Origin of the sequence: Mesorhizobium sp. Mes31 (assembly GCF_024519675.1) — a bacterium.
Taxonomy (GTDB): domain Bacteria; phylum Pseudomonadota; class Alphaproteobacteria; order Rhizobiales; family Rhizobiaceae; genus Mesorhizobium.
In genome coordinates, this window is the sequence record NZ_JALJRL010000010.1 from 29,994 (window position 1) to 50,997 (window position 21,004).

General features: G+C 63.7%; 18 protein-coding genes. 6 read left to right on the plus strand and 12 right to left on the minus strand.

Features of this window, described 5'->3' with window-relative positions; translation table 11 throughout:
- Positions 1–10 precede the first annotated feature (10 nt).
- From NR193_RS18010 to NR193_RS18065, 12 genes are all read right to left on the minus strand, one after another.
- Positions 11–907, minus strand: a complete 897-nt coding sequence (locus NR193_RS18010; protein WP_256752130.1) for a LysR family transcriptional regulator — start codon at positions 905–907, stop codon at positions 11–13.
- Between the two features lie 226 nt (positions 908–1,133).
- The gene (locus NR193_RS18015; protein WP_256752131.1) at positions 1,134–2,633 is read right to left on the minus strand and encodes a sugar ABC transporter ATP-binding protein; all 1,500 of its coding nucleotides are present in this window, start codon (positions 2,631–2,633) and stop codon (positions 1,134–1,136) included.
- Between the two features lie 3 nt (positions 2,634–2,636).
- On the minus strand, positions 2,637–3,731 hold the full coding sequence (locus NR193_RS18020) for a strictosidine synthase (RefSeq protein ID WP_256752132.1): 1,095 nt from the start codon (positions 3,729–3,731) through the stop codon (positions 2,637–2,639).
- Positions 3,728–5,845: an SMP-30/gluconolactonase/LRE family protein gene (locus tag NR193_RS18025; protein ID WP_256752133.1), complete on the minus strand. Its 2,118-nt coding sequence runs from the start codon at positions 5,843–5,845 to the stop codon at positions 3,728–3,730. The genes NR193_RS18020 and NR193_RS18025 overlap by 4 nt, the downstream gene beginning before the upstream one ends.
- A gap of 12 nt (positions 5,846–5,857) precedes the next feature.
- Complete coding sequence (locus tag NR193_RS18030) at positions 5,858–6,874, minus strand: sugar ABC transporter substrate-binding protein (protein WP_256752134.1); 1,017 nt, start codon at positions 6,872–6,874, stop codon at positions 5,858–5,860.
- Positions 6,875–6,909: 35 nt separating this feature from the next.
- Entirely contained in the window at positions 6,910–7,914 is a 1,005-nt protein-coding gene (locus NR193_RS18035) for an ABC transporter permease (RefSeq protein ID WP_256752135.1), read from the minus strand.
- 333 nt (positions 7,915–8,247) lie between these two features.
- Positions 8,248–9,774: a carboxypeptidase M32 gene (locus NR193_RS18040; protein ID WP_256752136.1), complete on the minus strand. Its 1,527-nt coding sequence runs from the start codon at positions 9,772–9,774 to the stop codon at positions 8,248–8,250.
- A 46-nt stretch (positions 9,775–9,820) separates the two neighbouring features.
- Entirely contained in the window at positions 9,821–10,840 is a 1,020-nt protein-coding gene (locus tag NR193_RS18045) for an ABC transporter ATP-binding protein (RefSeq protein ID WP_256752137.1), read from the minus strand.
- The gene (locus NR193_RS18050; RefSeq protein ID WP_256752138.1) at positions 10,840–11,841 is read right to left on the minus strand and encodes an ABC transporter ATP-binding protein; all 1,002 of its coding nucleotides are present in this window, start codon (positions 11,839–11,841) and stop codon (positions 10,840–10,842) included. The genes NR193_RS18045 and NR193_RS18050 overlap by 1 nt, the downstream gene beginning before the upstream one ends.
- Entirely contained in the window at positions 11,838–12,686 is an 849-nt protein-coding gene (locus tag NR193_RS18055; RefSeq protein ID WP_256752139.1) for an ABC transporter permease, read from the minus strand. Before NR193_RS18055 ends, NR193_RS18050 begins: the two co-directional genes overlap by 4 nt.
- Entirely contained in the window at positions 12,683–13,621 is a 939-nt protein-coding gene (locus NR193_RS18060) for an ABC transporter permease (RefSeq protein ID WP_256752140.1), read from the minus strand. The genes NR193_RS18055 and NR193_RS18060 overlap by 4 nt, the downstream gene beginning before the upstream one ends.
- A 76-nt stretch (positions 13,622–13,697) precedes the next feature.
- Positions 13,698–15,275: an ABC transporter substrate-binding protein gene (locus tag NR193_RS18065; protein ID WP_256752141.1), complete on the minus strand. Its 1,578-nt coding sequence runs from the start codon at positions 15,273–15,275 to the stop codon at positions 13,698–13,700.
- A 190-nt stretch (positions 15,276–15,465) separates the two neighbouring features.
- On the opposite strand from NR193_RS18065, the gene NR193_RS18070 reads away from it, so the two are divergent.
- From NR193_RS18070 to NR193_RS18095, 6 genes are all read left to right on the plus strand, one after another.
- Positions 15,466–16,455 (plus strand): GntR family transcriptional regulator, encoded by a 990-nt coding sequence (locus tag NR193_RS18070; RefSeq protein WP_256752142.1) that lies wholly within the window; start codon positions 15,466–15,468, stop codon positions 16,453–16,455.
- Positions 16,452–17,153, plus strand: a complete 702-nt coding sequence (locus NR193_RS18075; RefSeq protein WP_091585199.1) for a creatininase family protein — start codon at positions 16,452–16,454, stop codon at positions 17,151–17,153. The genes NR193_RS18070 and NR193_RS18075 overlap by 4 nt, the downstream gene beginning before the upstream one ends.
- A complete protein-coding gene (locus NR193_RS18080) occupies positions 17,144–18,214 on the plus strand; it encodes a ketopantoate reductase family protein (protein ID WP_256752143.1) in 1,071 nt (356 codons plus the stop codon). Before NR193_RS18075 ends, NR193_RS18080 begins: the two co-directional genes overlap by 10 nt.
- Positions 18,211–18,969 carry an SDR family NAD(P)-dependent oxidoreductase gene (locus NR193_RS18085; protein WP_256752144.1) on the plus strand — a complete coding sequence of 253 codons (759 nt, stop codon included), beginning with the start codon at positions 18,211–18,213 and terminating at the stop codon, positions 18,967–18,969. Before NR193_RS18080 ends, NR193_RS18085 begins: the two co-directional genes overlap by 4 nt.
- Entirely contained in the window at positions 18,966–20,417 is a 1,452-nt protein-coding gene (locus NR193_RS18090; protein ID WP_256752145.1) for a dipeptidase, read from the plus strand. Before NR193_RS18085 ends, NR193_RS18090 begins: the two co-directional genes overlap by 4 nt.
- 111 nt (positions 20,418–20,528) lie before the next feature.
- A complete protein-coding gene (locus tag NR193_RS18095; protein ID WP_256752146.1) occupies positions 20,529–20,954 on the plus strand; it encodes a globin family protein in 426 nt (141 codons plus the stop codon).
- The last annotated feature ends 50 nt before the right edge of the window (positions 20,955–21,004 follow it).

The following is a 21,004-nucleotide window of genomic DNA, read 5'->3' on the forward strand; positions in this document are numbered from 1 at the left end:
GTGGCGGTGGTCAGTGCGCCAGTTCGCGCAGATTGGTGCGGATCAGGTTCATCAGCTGTTCGGAAAAGCTGTGGTGCACGTAGCCGCGGGCGGTGATGATGCCGACCGAGCGGTGGGCGTCGCGATGGTCTATCGGCACGACGCGCATGCGCTCGTCATTGCGCGAGATGGCAATGCCGGGCACGACGCAGACGCCCAGTCCGGAGGACACGAGCGCCACGGCGGTCTGCGCGCTTTCGACTTCATATTGCGGCTTGAGTTCGATGCCTTCCGCCGCCGTCAGCCTGTCGACAAGGCCGCGCACCGCCGTCTTGCGGTTGAGCAGGATCAGCGGATAGCGCAGCAGGTCGGCGAGCAGCAGTTTCTTTTCGCCGCCGTATATTTCCGTGGGGACACAAGCCATCAGCGGATCGTCGAGGATCGATTCGAACTGAAAGTCGGTGAGGTTCGGCAGTTCGGGGCCGATGTAGAACTCGACCTCCTGCTGCTGCAAAAGGCCAAGGGCCGCCTGGGGCGGGGTCTCGATGACCTCGACGATGCTGCGGGGATAGCGCAGCTTGAACGTCGCGAGGATGTCGCCCAGCCGGCTCGCCGCAAGCGTCGGCGCGCAGGCGATCTGGACCTTGCCCTTGCGGCGCGCGGCGATCTCGGTCAGCCGGTCGAGGCTGGTCTGCACCTGCGACATCGCATTTGCGATCTCCTCGAACAGGACTTGGCCTTCCGGCGTCAGGCTGGCACGCTGCGCGGTGCGGATGAAGAGCGAGATGCCGATCTGCTCCTCGAGGTCGCGGATCTGCATCGAGACCGCCGATGGCGAGCGGTTGCTCTCTTCGGCAGCACGGCGGAAGCTGCCGTTTTCGGCCGCAAGCAGGAACGTCTGCAGAAGTTTGAGGTTGATGCTGGACATTTCCGCTCGGGCAGGTGGTCAGACCTCCTGACCTATTCAGACGCGGAACTGATTGCAAGGCAATAGGACCGGGCCAGGCATTGCTCCTGGCTTAGATCGGTTGGATGATTGGTAGAATAATCGACCGATCTAACTCTTTATTTTCACGTAATTCCGGACGGAAAACCGCTACGCACTTTTCCTGGAATTACTTTTGCCAGCAAAGATATCCCTCTTCGAACTCGGATCAGTGGACCGCGGCGAACATGACACGTTCTTCGGTCGCTTCGGACAGCATCATCTCCTCGACCACGCGGCCGCGCTTCACGACCAGGATACGATCGGAAACGGCAAGGATTTCAGGCAGATAGGAAGAGATCACGACGACAGCCATGCCCTGGTCGGCGAGATCGCTGATGAGCTGGTGGATTTCGACGATGGCGCCGACGTCGACTCCGCGCGTCGGCTCGTCGAAGATCACCAGCTTCGGCTTCTGGATCAGCGACTTGGCGATCACGACCTTTTGCTGATTGCCGCCGGAGAGTTCGATCATCCGGGCGCGGTCGCTGATCTGCCGCAGACTCAGGCGCTCGCCCCATTCCCGGGCAAGCTGCCTGGCACGCGCCAGCGACACCATCGAGACCGGGTTGGCTCCCTCGGTCAACTCGCCCATCTGCAGGTTCTCGCCCGCCGTCATGGTTTCGAAGAAGCCGTCGAACTTGCGGTCTTCGGTGACGTAGACGATGCCGTCGCGCACCGCGGGCCTCGGCACGCGGTAGCGCACCGATTTGCCGAGCAGGCGGATTTCGCCGCCATGGAAGATGTCGCGCTTCAACAGGCCGGCAACGACCTTGGCCATCTCGGTGCGCCCGGCGCCGACGAGGCCGAACATGCCGGTGACCTGGCCTGAAAAGACCGAGAATGAGGAGTTGCGCACCAGGCCTGCGCAGGACAGGTTCTCGACGGAAAGTACCTTGTCGCCATAGGGTCGTGCCACGCGCTTGACCTCGCCGTGCAGCGTCTCGGTCAATGTCCGTCCGACCATGGCCTGCACGACGGTTGCGCGCGTAAAACCCTTGGCGTCACCCGACGCCACGATCTCGCCATCGCGCATGACGGTGATGCGGTCGGCGACGGCAAGCGCCTCTTCGAGCGCATGGCTGATGAAGATGATGGCAATGCCTTCCTTGACCAGGCGATGGAGCAGGTTGAAGAAGTGGCTCTTCTCTTCCGGGGTCAATGTCGCGGTCGGCTCGTCGAAGATGATGACGCGGGCCTTGTGGTGGACGGCGCGCGCGATCTCCACCATCTGCTTGTGCGCGGCGCCCAGCGTGCTGACCTGCGCGGTCGGATCGACCTGGAAGCCCATGCCGGCCAGGAATTGCCGCGCCTGGATGTAGAGGCCGCGCAGCCGGTTGAACATCTTCTCTTCGCCGAGATACAGGTTCTGCGCCACTGTCATGGCCGGCACCAGATTGGTTTCCTGGAACACCATGGCTATGCCGGCGCGCAGTGCCTCGGCGGGCGTCGAGAAGGAGACGTCCTTGCCGTCGAAGCTCATCTTGCCCTCGGTCAGCTTGAACACGCCCGCCATGACCTTGGTCAGGGTGGATTTGCCCGCGCCGTTTTCGCCGAGCAGCGCATGGATCTCGCCCTTGCGCAGGTCGAAATCGACGTTCTTGAAGGCAGGGATGCGCGAGAACGCCTTGGTCGCGTTCCTGAGCTCGATGATGTTGGCGTCCGACATCGCTTAACCTCGCTTGCCGCCGGCAGCGCCGGCCACGCGCACGACCCTCGAGCCGCCGCGCGAGGCGACCAGCAGATCGTCGCCAGACTCGCAGGCGCTGACCGTGCCGTGCACCTTGCCGTCGGCGCGCGAATGGAAGCTCGACAGCGGCTTCATGTTCTGGTCGCAGTGCACCACCAGCCCGTATGACCGGGTGACGGCATAGGGCTTGAGCACATTCATCTGCTTCAACTGGCTGCCTTGCATCGGCTCGCGGTAATCGCGCCATGAGCTGAGCGACGGCGCCATCCAGAACTGTTCAGGGACTTCGGCCAGCATGCGCTTGCGATAGGTCTCCTCGCGCAGGATGAACTCCACCAGCTGGTTGCGGACGGAATAGAAGGTCAGCCAGTAGCCGGCGTTGAAGGCAGGCGCGATACGAGCGGGGTAGGCCGGCAGATGTTGCAGCACCGCCGTCGTCGTTTTGGTGGCAAGGTCGATCGCCAGCACACGGTGGCGCCAGGCCTCCGTGACATAGATGCGGTTGGAGCCGGTGGTGGCTATGCCGGCCGGCCAGGCCAGTCCGTCCCTGATCAATTCCAGACGGCCGCTTTTCAGATCGAGGCGCCAGAGCGAACCAGAAGCGTTCTTCTGCATCAGATCGCGGCGCCAGCCGCCCGCCGGCACCGAGGCCGAGCCGTTGGCGATCAGCACGGTGTTGCTGTCGAGGAAGGTGAGGGCGGTGATGCAGGTGAGGCAGCGGGCCTCGTCGCCTGTTGCTTCGCGCCCGTCATGGAGACCGCCTCGGATGACCACGCCCTTGCCGTCGACCGCCAGGGCGGTCATGCCGCGGGCATGGGCAAGTGCTGTGATCTCGCCAGGGAATTGCTGTAGCACTTCTGCGTGGCCATCAACGCCGAAACGCACCAGCGAGGCGGTGCTGCTGGCCAGCACGCCTTTGTCGGTGCGCACGAGATTATCGGCATCGGCGAGGCTGGCGAAGGTCTCGGCTTCCTCCAACCCCTGGTTGGGCAGCAAGGGCCCGTCGAGCGTCGGCACCGTCACCGCCCAGTCGCCACGGCCGAGAAAGCGGTCGAAAAGCTGGCTCACGGCGCTCATGCCTTGTTGCCCCAGTAGGAATCCGAGCTGAACCAGTCGGGATCGACACCCGTCAGCGGCAGGGTTCCCATGCGGTTGTTGAAGATGCCGCAGAGATAGAGCACGCCCTTGTGCTCGCGCATCGAGGTGATCATCGGATGTTTCTCGCCCGCCCGGTCCCACAGGCTTTCGAGGATCTGGCCCTTCTCGTCGAAGCGCAGCACGCAGCCGGTGTTGAGGTTGGGCATCAGCCAGGCATCTTCAGAAACGCGCCGCGCCATGCGGCGGCGGAAACCCGGCATTTCCAGCGACAGGTCGAGTGCCGGCGTGCGCATGCCCATCAAGGCGAGCCAGTAGGTTCCGTCCGAAGCGCGGTTGATGTTGTCGGGATAGCCGGGCAATCCCTCGATGACGCGTTCGACCTTTCCCTTCTTCGGGCCGTCGAAATAGTAGCGGCTGATGCGGCAGGCCCAGCTTTCGGCGAACAGCACGGACTGGCCGTCGAATGCCGTGCAGATGCCATTGGGGAAGACCAGGTTCGACAGGAGCGTGCGCGTCGAACCGGATTTCGGATCATGGACGATGATGCGTCCGTTGCCACGGCTTTCCAGCGCATCGGCGTACCAGTCGTGCATCTCGAAACGCACGGTGGCTTCGGAAAACACGATGCGCCCATCCGGAAGGATGTCGCAGTCGTCGGCGAGCTTCATCGTGCTGTCGTCGACGACCGAAGTCAGCGAGCGGTTGGTCTCGGCGGTAAGCAGCTTCACCTCACCGTTCGGCGCGACCCGGTAAAGGCCCATGCCGGCGACGCAGATGACCAGATTGTCGTCGCGGTCGAAGGCCATGCCGAGCGGCGAGCCGCCAATGTGGGCGAACACTTCGCTCTCGGTGTAGTGCGGCGGCTTGAAGCGCAGTATGTCGCCCTGGCGGGTGCCGGTGTAGAGCCGGTCCTGGCGGTCGAAGATCACATCTTCGGCGCCGTCGAGGACGCCAAGGCCGATCACGCCGACATCCTTGAGCCGGTCGTTCACCGCGATCGGCGTGCCTGGCGCGGTCGAGATCGGCTCGCGCATCTTGGCGAAGGTCGGCGAGATGTAGACGCTGCGCAGGATCTTGTGGCGGTTCTTCACCCAGCGCACGTCGAGCAGGACCGAGAAAAGCAGCACGAGACCGAGGATCAGATAGTTGACCGGGCCAGACACGGCCAGAGCGAGCAGGCTGTTCGACAGGACGAGCACGAAGATCGTCCCCATCAGAGCCTTGGCCACCGAGCCGCGCCCGCCGCCAAGCGAGATGCCGCCGAGCACGGTCGCGGTCAGGACCTGCAGTTCGAGCCCGGTGCCGATATCGGAAGCAGCGCTGCCGATGCGGGCCGAGAAGAAGAAGCCGGAGAGCGCGACCAGCACCGAGCAAAGAACGTAGGCGCTGAACAGGGTAAAGCGCACATTGATGCCGGCATTGTACGCGGAGCGGCGCGCGCCACCGACAGCGAACAGCCGCCAGCCATAGCGGGCGCGCGACAGCATGAGGTGGATCACCAGTGCGATGACCACGAAGACGACGAAGGAGGTCGGCACGCCCCAGATCGTGCCGAAGCCGAGAAAATCATAGGTCGGGGAATCCGGCCCGCTCGTGACGATCGGTGTCGAGACCTGCGGGAAGATGACGTCGAAGGTCGAACGGTAGATGATGAGCGTCACCAGCGTGGTCAGGAATGCCCGCATGCGCAGGAAGCCGACCAGGAAGCCGTTGATGGCGCCGCAGACGATGCCGAGCCCGAGGCAGGCCACCAGGCCGGTGCCGAAACTCCATTGCCCGACATTCATGCCGTAGAGCGTTACCAGCACGGCCAGCGCGAAGGTCGAACCGACCGACAGGTCGATGCCGCCCGAGACCATGACGATGGTCATGCCGAGCACGACCAGACCGAGCTCGGCGGTCTGGCCGCTGAGATTGGTCAGCGTCGCCACGCTGAAGAAGCCCGGCACGATCGAGCCGAAGATCGCGCACAGAATGACCAGCGCCGTGAAGGGGATGACGCTGTCGATCCACTTCTTGCTCAGGATCTCCCCGACCACGTGGTCGGGGAGCAGGCGGTAGCGCCAGCGCACAAGGCTTTCGGCCATGCTCATCAAGACAGTCCGTTACTTGAGCTCGTCCAGTTTCCAGCAGTTCCTGCCGGTGGCGTTGGTCTTGTCGACGCGGGTGATCGGACCGAAGAATATGGTCTTCTCGCTTCCCGCCTGCCGCTCGGGGTGCTGCAGCAATTCCGAAATCTGCTGCGCGGCTATCTCTGCCTGGATGGGCGAATTGAAGTTGAAGATCACATCGAGCAGGCCGTTCTTGATGCTCTCGCAGCCCGTGGCGCTGCCTGCGCCATTGGTGACGATGGTGACCTGGTCCTGCTTGCCGGCAGCCGCGACAGCGGCACCGGCGCCGACTTCGGCGTTGTCCCAGATGCCCATGATGCCGCACAGGTCCGGATGCTGCTGGAGGACCGTCTCGGTGATCTGGCGGGCCTTTTCGCTCATGTAGTCGGCCGGCTGGTCGGAGACGAGCTGCAGTTCTGGATTGGCCTTGAGGACCTCATCGATGCCGGTGCGCATGTAGATGTTGGCAGCACCCGTCTGCACGCCGGCAAGCCAGACCACCTTGTGCGAGACGGCGTTCGGCCCGGTGCAGTGCTTGGCCAGTTCGCCCATTTCGAGGCGGCCCATCTCGATCCAGTCATTGCCGACATAGGAGTCGGTCTGGGTCGCCGACTGCATGTTGACCTGCAGCACCTTGATGCCGGCGGCCTGCGCCTGCTTCAGCAGGCGTGCGTAGGTTTGCACGTCCGGATTCTGCACGATGATCAGGTCCGGCTTCTCGGCGATGGCGCCCTGCATGGCGCGGATGCCGGCATTGGTGTCGCCGTTGGGATCGCGCACTTCGAGGCTGAAGCCGTAACGGGCGGCGTGCCGCTGCCACACCACGACCCAGGACTGGTTGAGGTCCATGCCTTGCGAGATCGGCACGAAGATGACCTTCTTGCCCTTGAGCGCTTCCAGATAGGGCGCGCGCCCGACCTGGTCGGTCTCCTGCGCGGTGGTGACGTTGGCGGCGCCCAGCAGCGAAAGCGCCGTCAGGCCCGCGAACAGGCTGGTCTTGAGTAACTTCATGGTTTCCTCCCTGATTGATGTCTCGGGTTGTTGTTTCAGATGTCGCCGCTCTGCGAGGTTTGCTCGTCGCGCGGATTGATGATGGCGTCGATCGCCAGCGCGCCCAGCAGGATCACGCTCTTGATCAGGTTCTGGCTGGTGTAGCTGAAGTTCAGGATCGTCATGCCGTTGGTCAGGATGCCGACCAGGATGGTGCCGACGATGACGTTGCGCACGCCGCCCTGGCCGCCGGAAAGGCCGATGCCGCCCAGCACCACGACCAAAAGCACGTCGTAGATCAGGCTGGAATTGTACAGGCGGGTGTCGATGCCGGTGACCAGCCCCAGCATGATGATACCGGCGGTAAAGGCGATGAGCGCGCTGATGACGTATTGGGTCACGATGATCGGGCGCGTCGGCAGGCCGGTGGTGCGGGCCGCGTCAGGATTGTCGCCCGTTGCATAAACCAGCCGGCCGAAGCGGGTCTTTTTCAGGAAGAAGCCCATCAATGCTGCGACCGCCGCGAAGATGACCACGACCATCGGGATGCCGAGGACGGTGCCGCTGCCGACGAATTTCAGCCAGCCGATGTTCGACGGGGCATAGAGCACGTCGGAGGCAAAGACGATGCGGCCGGAGCCGTAGACCGAGGAGGCGATGGCAAGCGTGGCGAAGATCGGCGGGATTTCGGCCACCGCCACCATAATGCCGGTGAACAGGCCGATTGCCGCGGCGAGAAGGGCGCCGCAGACAACGGCCAGCGTGAAATCGACGCCCCAGGTGGAAATCCAGATGCTGAAGGCGACGCCGACCACCATCACCGCCACCATGGTCAGGTCGATGCCGCGGCCGACGACGATGAAGCCCATGCCGACGGCGAGCGTGCCGAGGATCGAAACGTTCTTGAGGATGGCAACGATGTTGCCCTGGCTCAGGAAATTGTTGAGCGTCGCGGAGAAAACGATGAAGAGGATGACCGAGATCGCGACGACGACCAGCTCCTGGGACATTTTGATGCCCATGCGCGCGCCGTCGGATTTGCCCGAACCAGCCAATTCCATTCCTCCCTCGCTGCCAGCCTCAAGCGACAGCATAACCTGAGCGGCCTAGCCACTCCGGCGTTCCTCCACAGCCCAAGCCGGCTGCCTCCCCGAAGACCATTGCGGCTCGAGGCGGCAGGGGCAATTTCGATTTTCTGATGCGCTGTGCAGTTTGTTCGTGTGGAGACCCGGGTGCCAAACCGAAGTGTCCCGGGATGGCGGCGTGCCGACAAAGCTCTTCGGATTGTTGCGAAAAGTTGCCCGCAACGTCAGCCCGATATCGCCCGGCTTTTGATTTACAGTGGAAAGGGAGAGATGAACTTCGCCAGGATTTTCATCACTTTGAAACCTCACCTAAGCTGGCGAACCATTCAGCTCGGCCACCTTGCGGCGGAGATCGTCGATGTAGTCGTCGGCCCCGAGCACCTTTCCGGTTGCGGCCTTCATGATTTCGGCTGGAGCCAGCGAGCGGCCGTGACGATGCACCTTGTCTGCCAGCCACGACCTCAGCGGCGCATAGTCGCCGTCCTCGAGGCCGCGCTCAATCTCGGGCACCTTGGTCGCCGCCTTGAACAGTTGCGAGGACATTATATTGCCCATCGTGTAGGTCGGGAAGGATCCGATCATGCCCGCCGACCAATGTGCATCCTGCAAAACGCCCAGCGTGTTGGTTGGCACATCGAGGCCAAGATAGCTGCCGACCTTGTCCGCCCAGACATCAGGAAGGTCGGCGACACGCAGGCTGCCGTCCATCAATCCGGCCTCGATCTCCGAACGCAAGATGATGTGCAGGTCGTAGGTGAGTTCGTCGGCCTCCACCCGGATCAGGCTAGGGCGTGGCGCATTCACCGCGCGCCAGAACTCGGCGACCGAGACATCGGCGAGTTGATCGGGAAACTCGGCTTGCAATGCCCCGAAATTCTGGTCCCAGAAGCGCCGAGAGCGGCCGACGCGGTTCTCCCACAGGCGTGATTGCGATTCATGCATGCCGAAGCTGGTGCCGCCCACCGCGTAGAGATTGAGGAAGTCGGTGGTGAAGACCGAACGCGTGAACTCGGGCGCAACGCCCTGCTCGTAGATGCCGTGGCCGGCTTCGTGCCAGACAGCGAAGAGGCCGCCTGGCAGCCAATTCTCACGGAAGCGGCCAGTGATGCGTACATCGGTACGCGTGAAGGAAATCTCGAACGGATGAACCGTGTCGTCGAGCCGGCCGCGCTCGAAGTCGTACCCCATGCGAGCGGCCACCGCCTTCGAGAATGCTTTCTGCTTTTCGATCGGATAGGTGCGTTCCAGAACATCGACGCGCGCCGGCCGGGCTTGCAGCGCAGCCTGGAGCAGCGGTCCGATCGCACCTTTCAGTTCGGCGTATAGATCCTTGAGCTGCGCCCAGCTTATGTCGGGCTCGAAGGTGCCGCACGCCGCATCGTAGGGGTGGCCGGCATAACCGATATGCTCGCCGATCTCGCGCTGCAGCGCGACGGTTCGCTCGAGCACCGGCGCGAAGGCGGCGAAATCGTTCTCGGCACGCGCCTTGATCCATATCGCCTGGCCCTCGGTCCGCCGCTCTGCTGCTTCCTGCACCAGCCGGGCCGGGATGCGGCCGAGTGTGGCGATCGCGCCCGCCGCGTCGTCGAGTGCCCGCCTTCGAAGTTGATCGCCGGGCATTCCCGTGAGTTCCATGCGCGCAGCGTCGAGGGCCTTCTGCATGCTGTCGCCGGTAGCGATTTCGCGTGCGACCGCCACCAGCGTGCCCAATTGCTTGCCGCGCGCCTCGGCTGCAGCCGGGGGCATCATGGTACGCGAATCCCAGACAAGCACGTTCACCGCGCACAAGATGTCGTTGACCTTGGCGACCTCGGCTTCGAATGCGGCGTAGCTCATCGGCGTCTCACAGCTGTCTGGTCGGAAATTTCGGGTCTTCCGCAGGTCATTGTGCAGTGATTGATACGGATGCCGGTTTGCCGAACTCAGTCAGGTGACAGGCAGCAAAGTGAGCCGGTCCGCGAGCCGACAGTTGGGGTCGCTCGGCAAAGCAACGCTCGAACGCGAACGGACACCGCGTGTTGAACAGGCAGCCGGCGGGCAGATCAAGAGGGTTGGGGAGCTCGCCGCGTGCTGCCGCAACGCGCGTCCGCCGTGACGGGTCGAGTTCGGGCGCAGCATCGAGCAGCGCTTTCGAATAGGGGTGGCGGGGCGCTGCAAACAGCGCTTCCGTTGGGCTGATCTCAACCACTTTGCCGAGATACATCACCGCGACACGGTGCGAGATGTGGCGCACCAGCCTGAGGTCATGCGCGACGAAGACGACGGTGAGCTTCAGCCGTTCCTGGAGATCCAGCAGAAGGTTGATGACCTGTGCCTGCACCGAGACATCGAGCGCGGAGACCAGTTCGTCGGCGACCAGCACATCCGGCTCGACGGCAAGAGCGCGCGCGATGCCGATGCGCTGGCGCTGCCCGCCGGAGAACTCGTGCGGATAGCGGTCGGCGGCGTCCGCCGGGAGCCGGACAAGGCCCAGCAGCTCGGTGATGCGCGTCGGAATATCGGCCTTCGGCCGCATCGCATGCACGCTCAACGCTTCGGACAGAACCTGTCGCACCGACATGCGCGGATTGAGCGAACTGTAGGGATCCTGAAAGATCATCTGGACGCGGCGGTTGAAGGCGCGCCGTTCCCACGGGCGCAGCAAACTGATGTCCTTGCCGTCGAAACGCACCAGCCCTTCGTCCGGCTCCAAGAGCCGCACGAGACAACGCGCCAGCGTGGATTTTCCGCAGCCGGATTCGCCAACGATGCCGAGCGTCTCGCCGCGATGCACCTGCAGATCGACATTGTTCAACGCATGGACAGCGGCAGGCGGTCTGCCGGTAAGTATGTCGGACGCGGTCCGGGGAAAGCGAAACCGCTTGGAGACGCCTTCGACGGAGATCAGCGGCATTTCCCGCATCAGGCCGCCTCCGCCATCGCGGCCACCGTTCGATGATGGAAGCAGGCGACCTCTCTGCCGGCGGCGAAGCTTTCGAGCGGCGGCCGCTCGGCACGGCAGCGATTTGTGGCAAAGGAACAACGTGGGTGAAAGGCGCATCCCTCCGGCAGATCGGTCAGGCCCGGCGGCGCGCCCTCGATCGATAAAAGCATGCTGCGCTCGGCGCCGATGCGCGGCACGGAACCAAGCAGTCCACGCGTATAGGGATGGTGCGGCTCGGCGAACACCTGCGCCACCGTGCCGGTCTCGACGATACGCCCGGCATACATCACCGCCATGCGGTCGCAGGTCGCCGCGACGACGCCGAGATCGTGGGTGACAAACACCACGCTCATGCCGAAGCGGTCGCGCAGGTCGAGGATAAGCTTCAGGATTTGGTCCTGGATGGTCACGTCGAGCGCCGTTGTCGGCTCGTCGGCGAGCAGCAGTTTCGGCGAACTGGCCAGCGCGATCGCGATCATCACCCGTTGGCGCATGCCGCCGGAAAACTGGTGCGGGTATTCGTCGAGCCGCCGCTCGGCGGCTGGAATGCCGACGATGTTCATCAGTTCCAACGCGCGTTGACGGCGGGCGCGGCGGTCGAGCGTTGTGTGGGCGCTGAGATTTTCCTCGATCTGCAGGCGGACCGGCAGAACCGGGTTGAGCGCCGTCATCGGCTCTTGAAAAATCATCGCGATCTCGGCCCCGCGCACCTTGCGCAGGTCCGCCTCGCTCATCGCCATCAGGTCGCGGCCCTGCCATTCGACCTGACCGCTCACCTTGCCCGGTTCGCGCACCAGCCGCACGATCGAGCGCAGTGTGATGCTCTTGCCCGATCCGGACTCGCCGACCAGGCCAACGATCTCGCCTGGCGCGACATCGAGACTGATGCCGTCGACGACGGTGGCCGGGCCTCGCGGTGTGACGAAAGTGGTGGTGAGGCCGCGCACCTTGAGACCGCCGCCAGGCATTGGCACCGTCATCGGTTGACCCTCAGAAGATCCGCCAGCGCGTCACCGGCGAGGCTGAAGCCGAGGCCGGTGACGACGATGGCGATGCCGGGGAATACGGTCACCCACCATGCGGTGGTCATGAAATTCTTGCCGTCAGCGATCAGCACGCCCCACTCGGCGGCTGGCGGCTGCGCGCCAAGGCCGAGATAGCCGAGGCTGGAGCCGAGCAGGATGGCGAGCGCCATGTCGGTCATCCAGTAGACGACGGCCGGCGTTATCGCATTGGGCAGGAGATGGCGGAATATGATGCGCATGTGGCCATACCCCATGCCCCGCGCCGCGTCGGCATAATCGAGCCGGCGCTGGATCTTGATCTCCGCCGCGACCAGCCGGGCATAGAACACCCAGCCGATGACGCCGACGGCGATGTACATGTTTCCCAGACCGGGACCGAGCACCGAGACGATGGCGATGACCAGCACCAGGAACGGAAAGGTGATGACCGCATCAACCACACGGCCAAACAAGGCTTCCGCCCAGCCGCCGACATAGCCGACCAGGGCACCGACAATGGTACCGAAGACAAAGGGCGCGGTGGTTGCGAACACCGCGATCTGCATATCGATGCGATAGGCGTGGATGACGCGGGACAGCATGTCGCGGCCGAAATTGTCGGTGCCGAACGGGTGCGCAGCGCTCGGCGCCTGCATGATGGCGTTGTAGTCGAAGGCGGTCGGATCGTAGGGCGCGAAGAGACCCGGAAAGAATGCCATGGCAAGGCTCGCGCCGAGCACGATGATCGCGCCGACAAGTGTGCCCGGCAATGCGCGGCGCCGTTTCGCGGGCAGGGCGATCTGGACGGTGCCGGCGCTCATCGCGCCACCCGTGGATCGAGCCATGCCTGGACGATGTCGGTGAGGAGAAAGGTGAATGACACGAGCAGCGCCAGCGCGATCGTCAACCCCTGGATGACGGGATAGTCGCGGCCGTAAATGGCCTCGATCATCAGCCGCCCGGCGCCGGGAATGGCGAACACCGTTTCGGTGATGACCGCGCCGCCGAGCAGCGTGCCGATCGACAGGCCGAACAGGGTGACTGTCGAAATGAGCGCATTGCGCAGGACATGGCGCGTCATGATCACCCTCGCGCGAAGGCCCTTGGCGCGGGCAAAGTCGACATAGTCGGCGCCAACCACCCCGATGATGGCGGCGCGCAGATTGCGCATGAGCACGGCGGAAAGGCTGAGCGCCAGCGTCAAGGCGGGAAGGAAGAGATGGTAGAGATCGTCGAGGAAGTTCTCGCCGTAGCCGCCGACCGGAAACCAGCGCAATTTCGCGGCAAACACGGTCAGCAGCACCAGTCCGACATAGAAGACCGGCATCGACAGGCCGATCTGGAAAGTGCCTCGAATGATGGTGTCGGGCGCGCCGCCACGGTTGAGCGCCGCGACGAAGGATAGTGGCACCGCCACCAGCAGCGCGATCAGGGCGGCCATTCCGGTGAGCATCAATGTGACGGGGAGGCGATGCGCGATCAGTTCGATCACCGGCAGCTTCAGGCCGATCGAGTTGCCGAGATCGCCGGTAAAGACCGCCCTGGTGAAGTAGAGGAACTGCACGGGGATGGGCTGATCGAGCCCGAGCTTGGCATTGATGCGCTGGACGTCGGCGTCGATGGCGCGGTCGCCTAGCATGGCGCTGGCCGGATCGCCCGGCAAAAGCCGAACGAGGATGAAGGTGACCACCAGAATGAAAGCGATGGTCGGAATGGTCTGCAGAACTCGTCGGAAAATGAAGCCCAACAGCGGCAAGAGGTGATCCAGACCTTGTTGAATTGGAGCAAGATGGCGGCGAACGACGGGACGCTCGCCGCCTCAGGCGATCAGCCTACTTCTGCAGCCACGCGGCGCCAAAGATATTGTTGCCGAGCGGGATCTGCACGAAGCCTTGTACCTTCTTGCTCAACGCGACCGGGTAGGGCGTTTCGTAGAGCGGGACGATCGGTCCGCTGCTGTTGTAGATGTCCTGCATCTTGGCATACTGATCGGCACGCTTGGCGGCGTCGATCTCTTTCTGCGAGGCTTCGAAAAGCTTGTCGGCTTCGTCGCTCTTCCAGCCGCTGTGCAGTGCACCGATGGTCGGCGAATAGACGAAGTACGAAGCGATTTCGTTCGGATCGGCGATGTCGTCGGTCCACGCCGCCTCGCGCATCGTGAACGTGCCGTCGCGGTATTGCTGGGTGCGGCTCGGATTGTCGACCTGCTGCAGGTCGAGCTTGATGCCAATCTGGCCCCACATCTGCTGCAGCGCCGTGGCGATGCCGATTTCGTCCTGATTGCCAGCAAGCACGAGCAGGCTGGTTTGGAAGCCGTTCTCGAAGCCGGCGTCCTTCATCAGCTGCTTGGCCTTGTCGAGATCGTAGGGATAGAGCGGCTTGTCACCGGTGTGCAGCGGCGTCGCCGTAGACATGAACGAGGTCATCGGCGAGCCCACGCCATGGGTCACCACCTGGATGATCGCCTCCTTGTTCGTCGCGTAATTCATCGCCTGACGTACTTTTTCGTTCGACAGCGGATTGTCCTTGTCGCCGATCTTCGGGCGCACGTTCATGGTGATGTATTCGACGCGGGTCGACGGGTAGAGTTTCATGTCGATGCCGTCGGCCTGCTTCAATTCGTCGACGCGCGCATAGGGGATGAATTCCGCGCCATCGATCTCGCCCGACTGCAATTTCAGGATGCGCGTGGCATCGTCGGGGATCACTTCGAAATCGATGCCGTCGAGGTAGGGCAGCGGCTTGCCGTCCTCGCCCTTGGCCCAGTAGTTCTCGTTGCGGATCAGCTTCATCGACTGGCCGTGGTCCCAGGACTGCAGGACGAACGGACCGGAACTGATCGGATGCGCCGAGAAGCTCTTCGCCTTTTCCTCGTCGGTCGTCCCTTCCGACGCCTCGAACGCCTTCATCGGCAGGATCGCGGTGTTGAACACGGTGAGCGCGGCAAGGATCGCCGGATCGGTGTTCTTGAGTTTGATGATGACGGTGTGATCGCCTTCGGTGGTAACGTCCTGGATCGAGCCGACCAGGAAGCCCCAGATGCCTTTCTTCGGATCGGCGGCACGCTTCAGCGACCATTGCACGTCGGCCGGGGTGATCGGCGAGCCATCGGAGAACTTGATACCATCGCGCAGTGTCAGCGTGACCGTGAGCCCATCGTCGGAGACCTTCCAGTCCGTCGCCAGCCCCGGCTTCAGGCCCTTGCCGTCGTCCGTGGGCAGGATCAGCGTGTCGTAGAGATTGGACAGGACCCAGATGTCGACATTGGCATCGTTGAGCACCGGATCGAGAAAGAGACTGTCGGCATAGCGACCGTATTTCAGCGTACCGCCGCGTTCGACCGCAAGCGCGCCGTAGCTGGTACCAACGAGAAGTGCCGCGCTCAACGCAGCCTTGACGAGCATGTTCATGACGGCTCCCGTACCTCTAGAGGGAAATTTCAAGTGTTCTTGTTGGCCATAACGTTTTCACGCGTGGCCTATCCTGTCAACGGAATTGTCCCACGAAAAGTCCTCTCCTGGCGCAAGAACGTGCTTGTCACCCTAGATCGACCGGACTAAGCGTTATAGCTGAATGATACAGTTGATTGGACCAACCTGAATGGAGTTCTCGGTTGACCGCGATCTGCCCGTGCCGCTGCGCACGCAGTTGCAGGGGCTGATCGAATACGGCATCGCCTGTGGCGAATTGGTGCCGGGAGAGTTGCTGCCGTCGGTCAGGGAACTGGCCGAGCGCGTCGGCGTGGCGCCGATGACGGTCAGCCAGGTCTATGGCGACCTCAAGGCTTCAGGCATGATCGAGACGCGTCCGGGGTCCGGCTCATTCGTCACCGGCAGTGGGCGCGCGCGGCTTGCCGCCCGTCCGGAGGCGATGGAGCTGCACAGGCGGATCGACGCGCTGATCGATGCCGGGATTGCCGCGGGGATCAGGCCGGCCGAACTCGTTTCGCTGGTCAGCGCGCGCGCCTTCTATCGCGACAGCATAGGTGCCCGCACCAGGATCGTCATGATCGGACTGTTCACGGACGCCACCGCCAGCTATTCGCGCTTCATCGCCGCGCGCCTGGGAAATAGCGTGACCGTCGAGCCGCTGACGATCTCGGCCATCGAACGAGATCCCGCCGCCCGTGCCCGCGCCAATTCGGCCGATCTCGCCGTCACTTTCGTCAACCGGCAGCGCGAGGTGATGTCGCTGGTCACCAACACCAAGGTGGTGTCGATCAGCTTCATCCCTTCGGAAGAAACGCGCAAGGCGCTGGCCGCGCTGGATTCGCTGGCGCGCGTCGCCGTCATCTCCCGGTTTCCGGATTTCCTGCCGATCATGAAGGCCGGCGTCCAGCGCTTCGCCCCTCATGTCGAGCACCTGACCGGCGCTACGCTCGAGACGCCGGATCTCGAGGAACTGCTTGGCGCGTCCGACGTCGTGGTGTTTGCCAGCGGCGCCGAGGACGTCTTGGCAAGGCTTCAAGCGGGTGTCGCGGCGTTCGAATACAGACACGCTCCTGACACGGCCGAGATCGAGCGGGTGCTGGTGCCGCTGGTCAAAGCGGCCGGCGACAACACAACGGACCAGGAGAGGAGGGCGTCGTGAGGATTTCCGAATGCAACTGGCCGCAGGTTGAACAGTATCTGCGCAAGGACGACCGCGCGATCCTTCCGCTGGGCAGCACCGAACAGCATGCGCAGCTGTCGCTGTCAGTCGACTCCATCCTGTCCGAGCGGGTCGCCGCGGAAGCGGCCGAACCGCTCGGCATTCCGGTGTTTCCGGTCGTAGCCTATGGGCTGACGCCCTATTTCATGGCCTATCCCGGTTCGATCAGCCTGCGCACCGAAACCTATATCCGCCTCGTGAGGGACATCCTCGACGGCATGCGCGCGCAAGGGTTCCGGCGCATCCTGATCGTCAACGGCCATGGCGGTAACCAGCCGGCGAGTTCCCTGGCGATCGAGTGGATGGCCGACAATCCGGATACCGCGATTAAATTCCACAATTGGTGGGCCGCCGCCGCAACGATGGGCAAGGTGCTGGAGATCGATCCGGTCGCCTCGCACGCCTCCTGGATGGAGAATTTCCCCTGGACCCGGCTTGCGGGCGTGAAGCTGCCGACGCAGCAGAAGCCGATGATCGATCTTGCCCGCATGCGGCTGATGTCGCCCAAGGCGGTTCGCGACTATCTCGGCGACGGCAATTTCGGCGGTTATTACGAGCGTCCGGACGAGGACATGCTGGCGATCTGGGACATCGCGGTCAAGGAAACGCGCGATCTGCTCGAAGGTCCATGGTCATGAATGCAGGCACGGCTGGGGGCATGACCGGACCGATCCTGATTTGGGGTGCCGGGGCGATCGGCGGCACGCTCGGCGCGGCCTTCATCCGCGCCGGCCATGCAGTCACCTTCGTCGACAGTGATGTCGGCCACGTCAAGGCGATCAACGCCGAGGGGCTGAGGATTGTCGGGCCGATCCTTCAGGATACGGTGAAGGCGCCGGCGTTTCTGCCGACCGCGCTTGCCGGCCGTTTCGAGCGGATTTTCCTGTGCGTCAAGGCGCATCATACGCGCGGAGCCGCGACGGCGCTGCTGCCGCATCTGGCCGACCACGGCTGTGTCGTCTCGGCGCAGAACGGGCTCAACGAGCTCACCATCGCAGAGATCGTCGGCAAGGAGCGCACAATCGGCTGCTTCGTCAATTTCGGCGCCGATTATCTGGAGCCGGGTGTCGTCCATTACAGCGGCCATGGCGCCGTGGTCATCGGCGAACTCGATGGCAAGCGCACTCCGCGCATCGAGGAACTGCACCGGCTGATGCAGGATTTCGAGCCGAAAGCGGTGCTCACCGACAACATCTGGGGTTTTCTCTGGGGCAAGATGATCTACGGCGCGCTGCTGTTTGCCACGGCACTGACCGACGATGCCATCGCCGATGTGTTCGCCGATCGCCGCTACCGCCCGGTGCTCGCGGCGGTGGGGCTGGAAGTCGGCGCCGTCGCCAAGGCGAATGGCGTCAGGGCGGAGGCGTTCGACGGCTTCGACCCGAGTGCCTTCGCGCCGGGTTCGCCCACCGCCGCCACCGACCGTTCCTTCGACGAGATGGTCGTGCACAATCGCCGTTCGGCCAAGTCCCACACCGGCATCTGGCGCGACCTCGCCATTCGCAAGCGCAAGACCGAGGTCGACGCGCAGATTTTCCCGATCGTCGAGATCGGGCGAAAACTCGGTATCGCGACGCCGCTGACGGCGCGCACCGTCGAGATGATCCATGAGATCGAGGACGGCAAGCGGCAGCTCGTTCTGAGCAATCTCGATGAACTGGCCGAAGCCATGCCGAGCACTCCGGCAAGCGCCCGATGAACATAAGCTTCGACAAGCGAACCGTCATCGTCACCGGGGCGGCGCATGGTTTTGGCCGCGCCATCGCGCAAGGCTTCGCCGAACGCAATGCTGCTGTCCATATCCTGGACGTCAACGAAGCCGGCCTGGCCGAGACACGCGCGCTCTGTGGCGCAAATTGCCGTTCGCATGTCGTCGATGTCGGCGACCGCGATGCCGTACAGTCGGTCGTCGGCGCGATTGAAGCCGATGCGGGCGCAGTGGATATTCTCGTCAACAACGCCGGCGGCGTGCGCGGTCAGGTCGGGCGGCCGCTGGAGGAAATCTCGCCGGCCGACTGGCAGACGATTTTCGACGTCAATCTCTCGGGCGCCTTCTTCATGACGCAGGCCGTGGCGCCAGGCATGAAGAAGCGCCGCTATGGACGCGTCATCAACATTTCCAGCGGTGCCGGGCTCGGCATCAGCCTCACCGGCATACAGGCCTATGCCAGCGCCAAGGCTGGCCAGATCGGCCTGACACGCCAGCTCGCGCATGAACTCGGACCGTGGAACATCACCGTCAACAACGTTGCGCCGGGTTTCGTGCGTTCCAATCCGACCACCGAGCGGCAATGGGAAGCGATGGGCGAGGAGGGCCAGCAAAAGCTCCTCCAGACCATCGCGATGAAGCGGCTTGGCTCACCCGACGACATCGCCGCGATGGTGATGTTCTTCGCCTCCGATTTTGCCAGCTGGGTCAGCGGTCAGGTGATCAGCGTGGACGGCGGCAAGTGAGCGCCGTCGAAGCTTACCTCGTCGCCCACGCCGACGAAGCCTTGGAAGACCTGAAGGCGTTCTGCCGCATCCCGAGCGTCAGCACCGATCCGGCCTATCGCGACGGCATCCGTTCGGCGGCAAGCTTCGTCGCCGAACGGATGACGCGGGCCGGGTTCCCAACCGTCGAGATCGTCGAGACAGATGGCCACCCAGCCGTGTTCGGGGAAATTATCGGCGACGATGCCGCGCCGACCATCCTCGTCTACGGTCACTACGATGTGCAGCCGCCGGATCCGGTCGAGAAATGGACGACGCCGCCCTTCGAGCCGACTGTGCGCGACAACCGCCTCTATGGGCGAGGCGTCTCGGACGACAAGGGCCCGATGCTGATCCCGATCCTGGTCGTCGAGGCATTCCTGAAGACCGCCGGGCGCTTGCCGCTCAACATCAAGATGCTGGTCGAAGGCGAGGAGGAATCCGGCAGCCCGCATTTTTCGCCGCTGGTCGAGAAAATGCGCCAGCGCCTCGCCTGTGACCTCGTTGTTTCCGCCGATGGCGCCATGTGGCGCGCCGACCGGCCGTCGATGACGGTGGCCAGCCGCGGCATGGTTGCGCTGGACGTGGTGGTGACGGGCGCGGCGAAGGACCTTCACTCTGGCCGCCACGGCGGCAGTGCGCCAAATCCCATTCGCGCGCTCGCCGCCATGCTGGCCAGCCTGCACGACAGGGACGGCGTCGTCACCGTGCCGGGCTTCACAGACGGCGTCACACCGCCCGACCCCGCCATTCTCGACGCGATCGACGCTGCCGCCTTCGACACCGCCGCCTATTTCGCTGCGATCGGCGCTCCGGCGCCAGATCCACTGCCCCGCGGCCACGATCTTCTGGTGCGTCAGTGGCTGGTGCCAACGCTTGAATTCAACGGCATATTCGGCGGCTATTCGGGACCGGGGACCAAGACGGTCATTCCTTCGTCGGCGGGCGTCAAGATCACGTGCCGCCTCGTCGCCGGGCAGGAACCCGGCAAGGTTGCCGAGGCGATCCGGCGCCACCTCGAAGCACAATTGCCGACCGGCTATTCGCTTGACGTCAAACGCCACGGCCCCGGCACCAAGGCGTTCTCGATCGATCCCGACCTGCCGGCCCTGGCAATCGCCGAGACGCTGCTCGGCGAGATGATGGGCGCGAAAGCGCTGCGGGTTGCCATGGGTGCGACGATCCCGATCGGCAGCGTCTTCAAGGAGCATCTCGGTGTCGGTACGATCTTCTTCTCGTTCTCGACCTCCGACGAGGACTACCATGCGCCGAACGAGTTCTTCCGGCTGGAGAATTTCAGCCTCGGCCAGATTGCCTGGGCTCGGCTGTTCCAGCGCCTGGGCATGTCGATGAGCGCCGGGATAACCGGGCTTCGTGCCGCCGCGCCGTCTTCCGTGGAGCCGCCGGGCCCGGAAAGAATCCGAAAATAACCGAGCGTAAACCGAAACCGCATTGAAACACATCGATGCGGCGGGCGACATCCCCGCGAAACGCTTTGGGGCGATGGTCGAGCCTCATCAGAAAACCGAGGAGCGCCGCCGATGACACCCGACCAGATTCGACTTGTCCAGGATAGTTTTCGCGAAGTCGTCCCGATACGCGTGGCCGCCGCCGCCCTGTTCTATGAACGCCTGTTCGCTATCGACGAAGGTCTTCGCGCGCTGTTTCCGGTGAGAGACATGACCAAGCAGGGCGCCAAGCTGATGGCGAGCCTGGGCTTCGTCGTGCACGGACTGGATCGTGCCGACACCATTCTCCCGACCGCGCGCGAACTCGCCAAGCGTCACGTGACCTACGGCGTCCAGGAGCGTCATTACCCGATCGTCGGGCAAGCGCTCATCGAGACGCTGGCGGCAGGTCTCGGCACGGCGTTTACGCCGGCGGTCCGCGAGGCCTGGGAGGCAGCCTACGGGTTGCTCGCGAGTGTGATGATCGCGGCTGCCCGCGAGGACCAGCTCGCTGCGTGACGGCAATTGGTGCGATTCAAGTTGGACCAGAGACCTGCAACGTTGCGGCG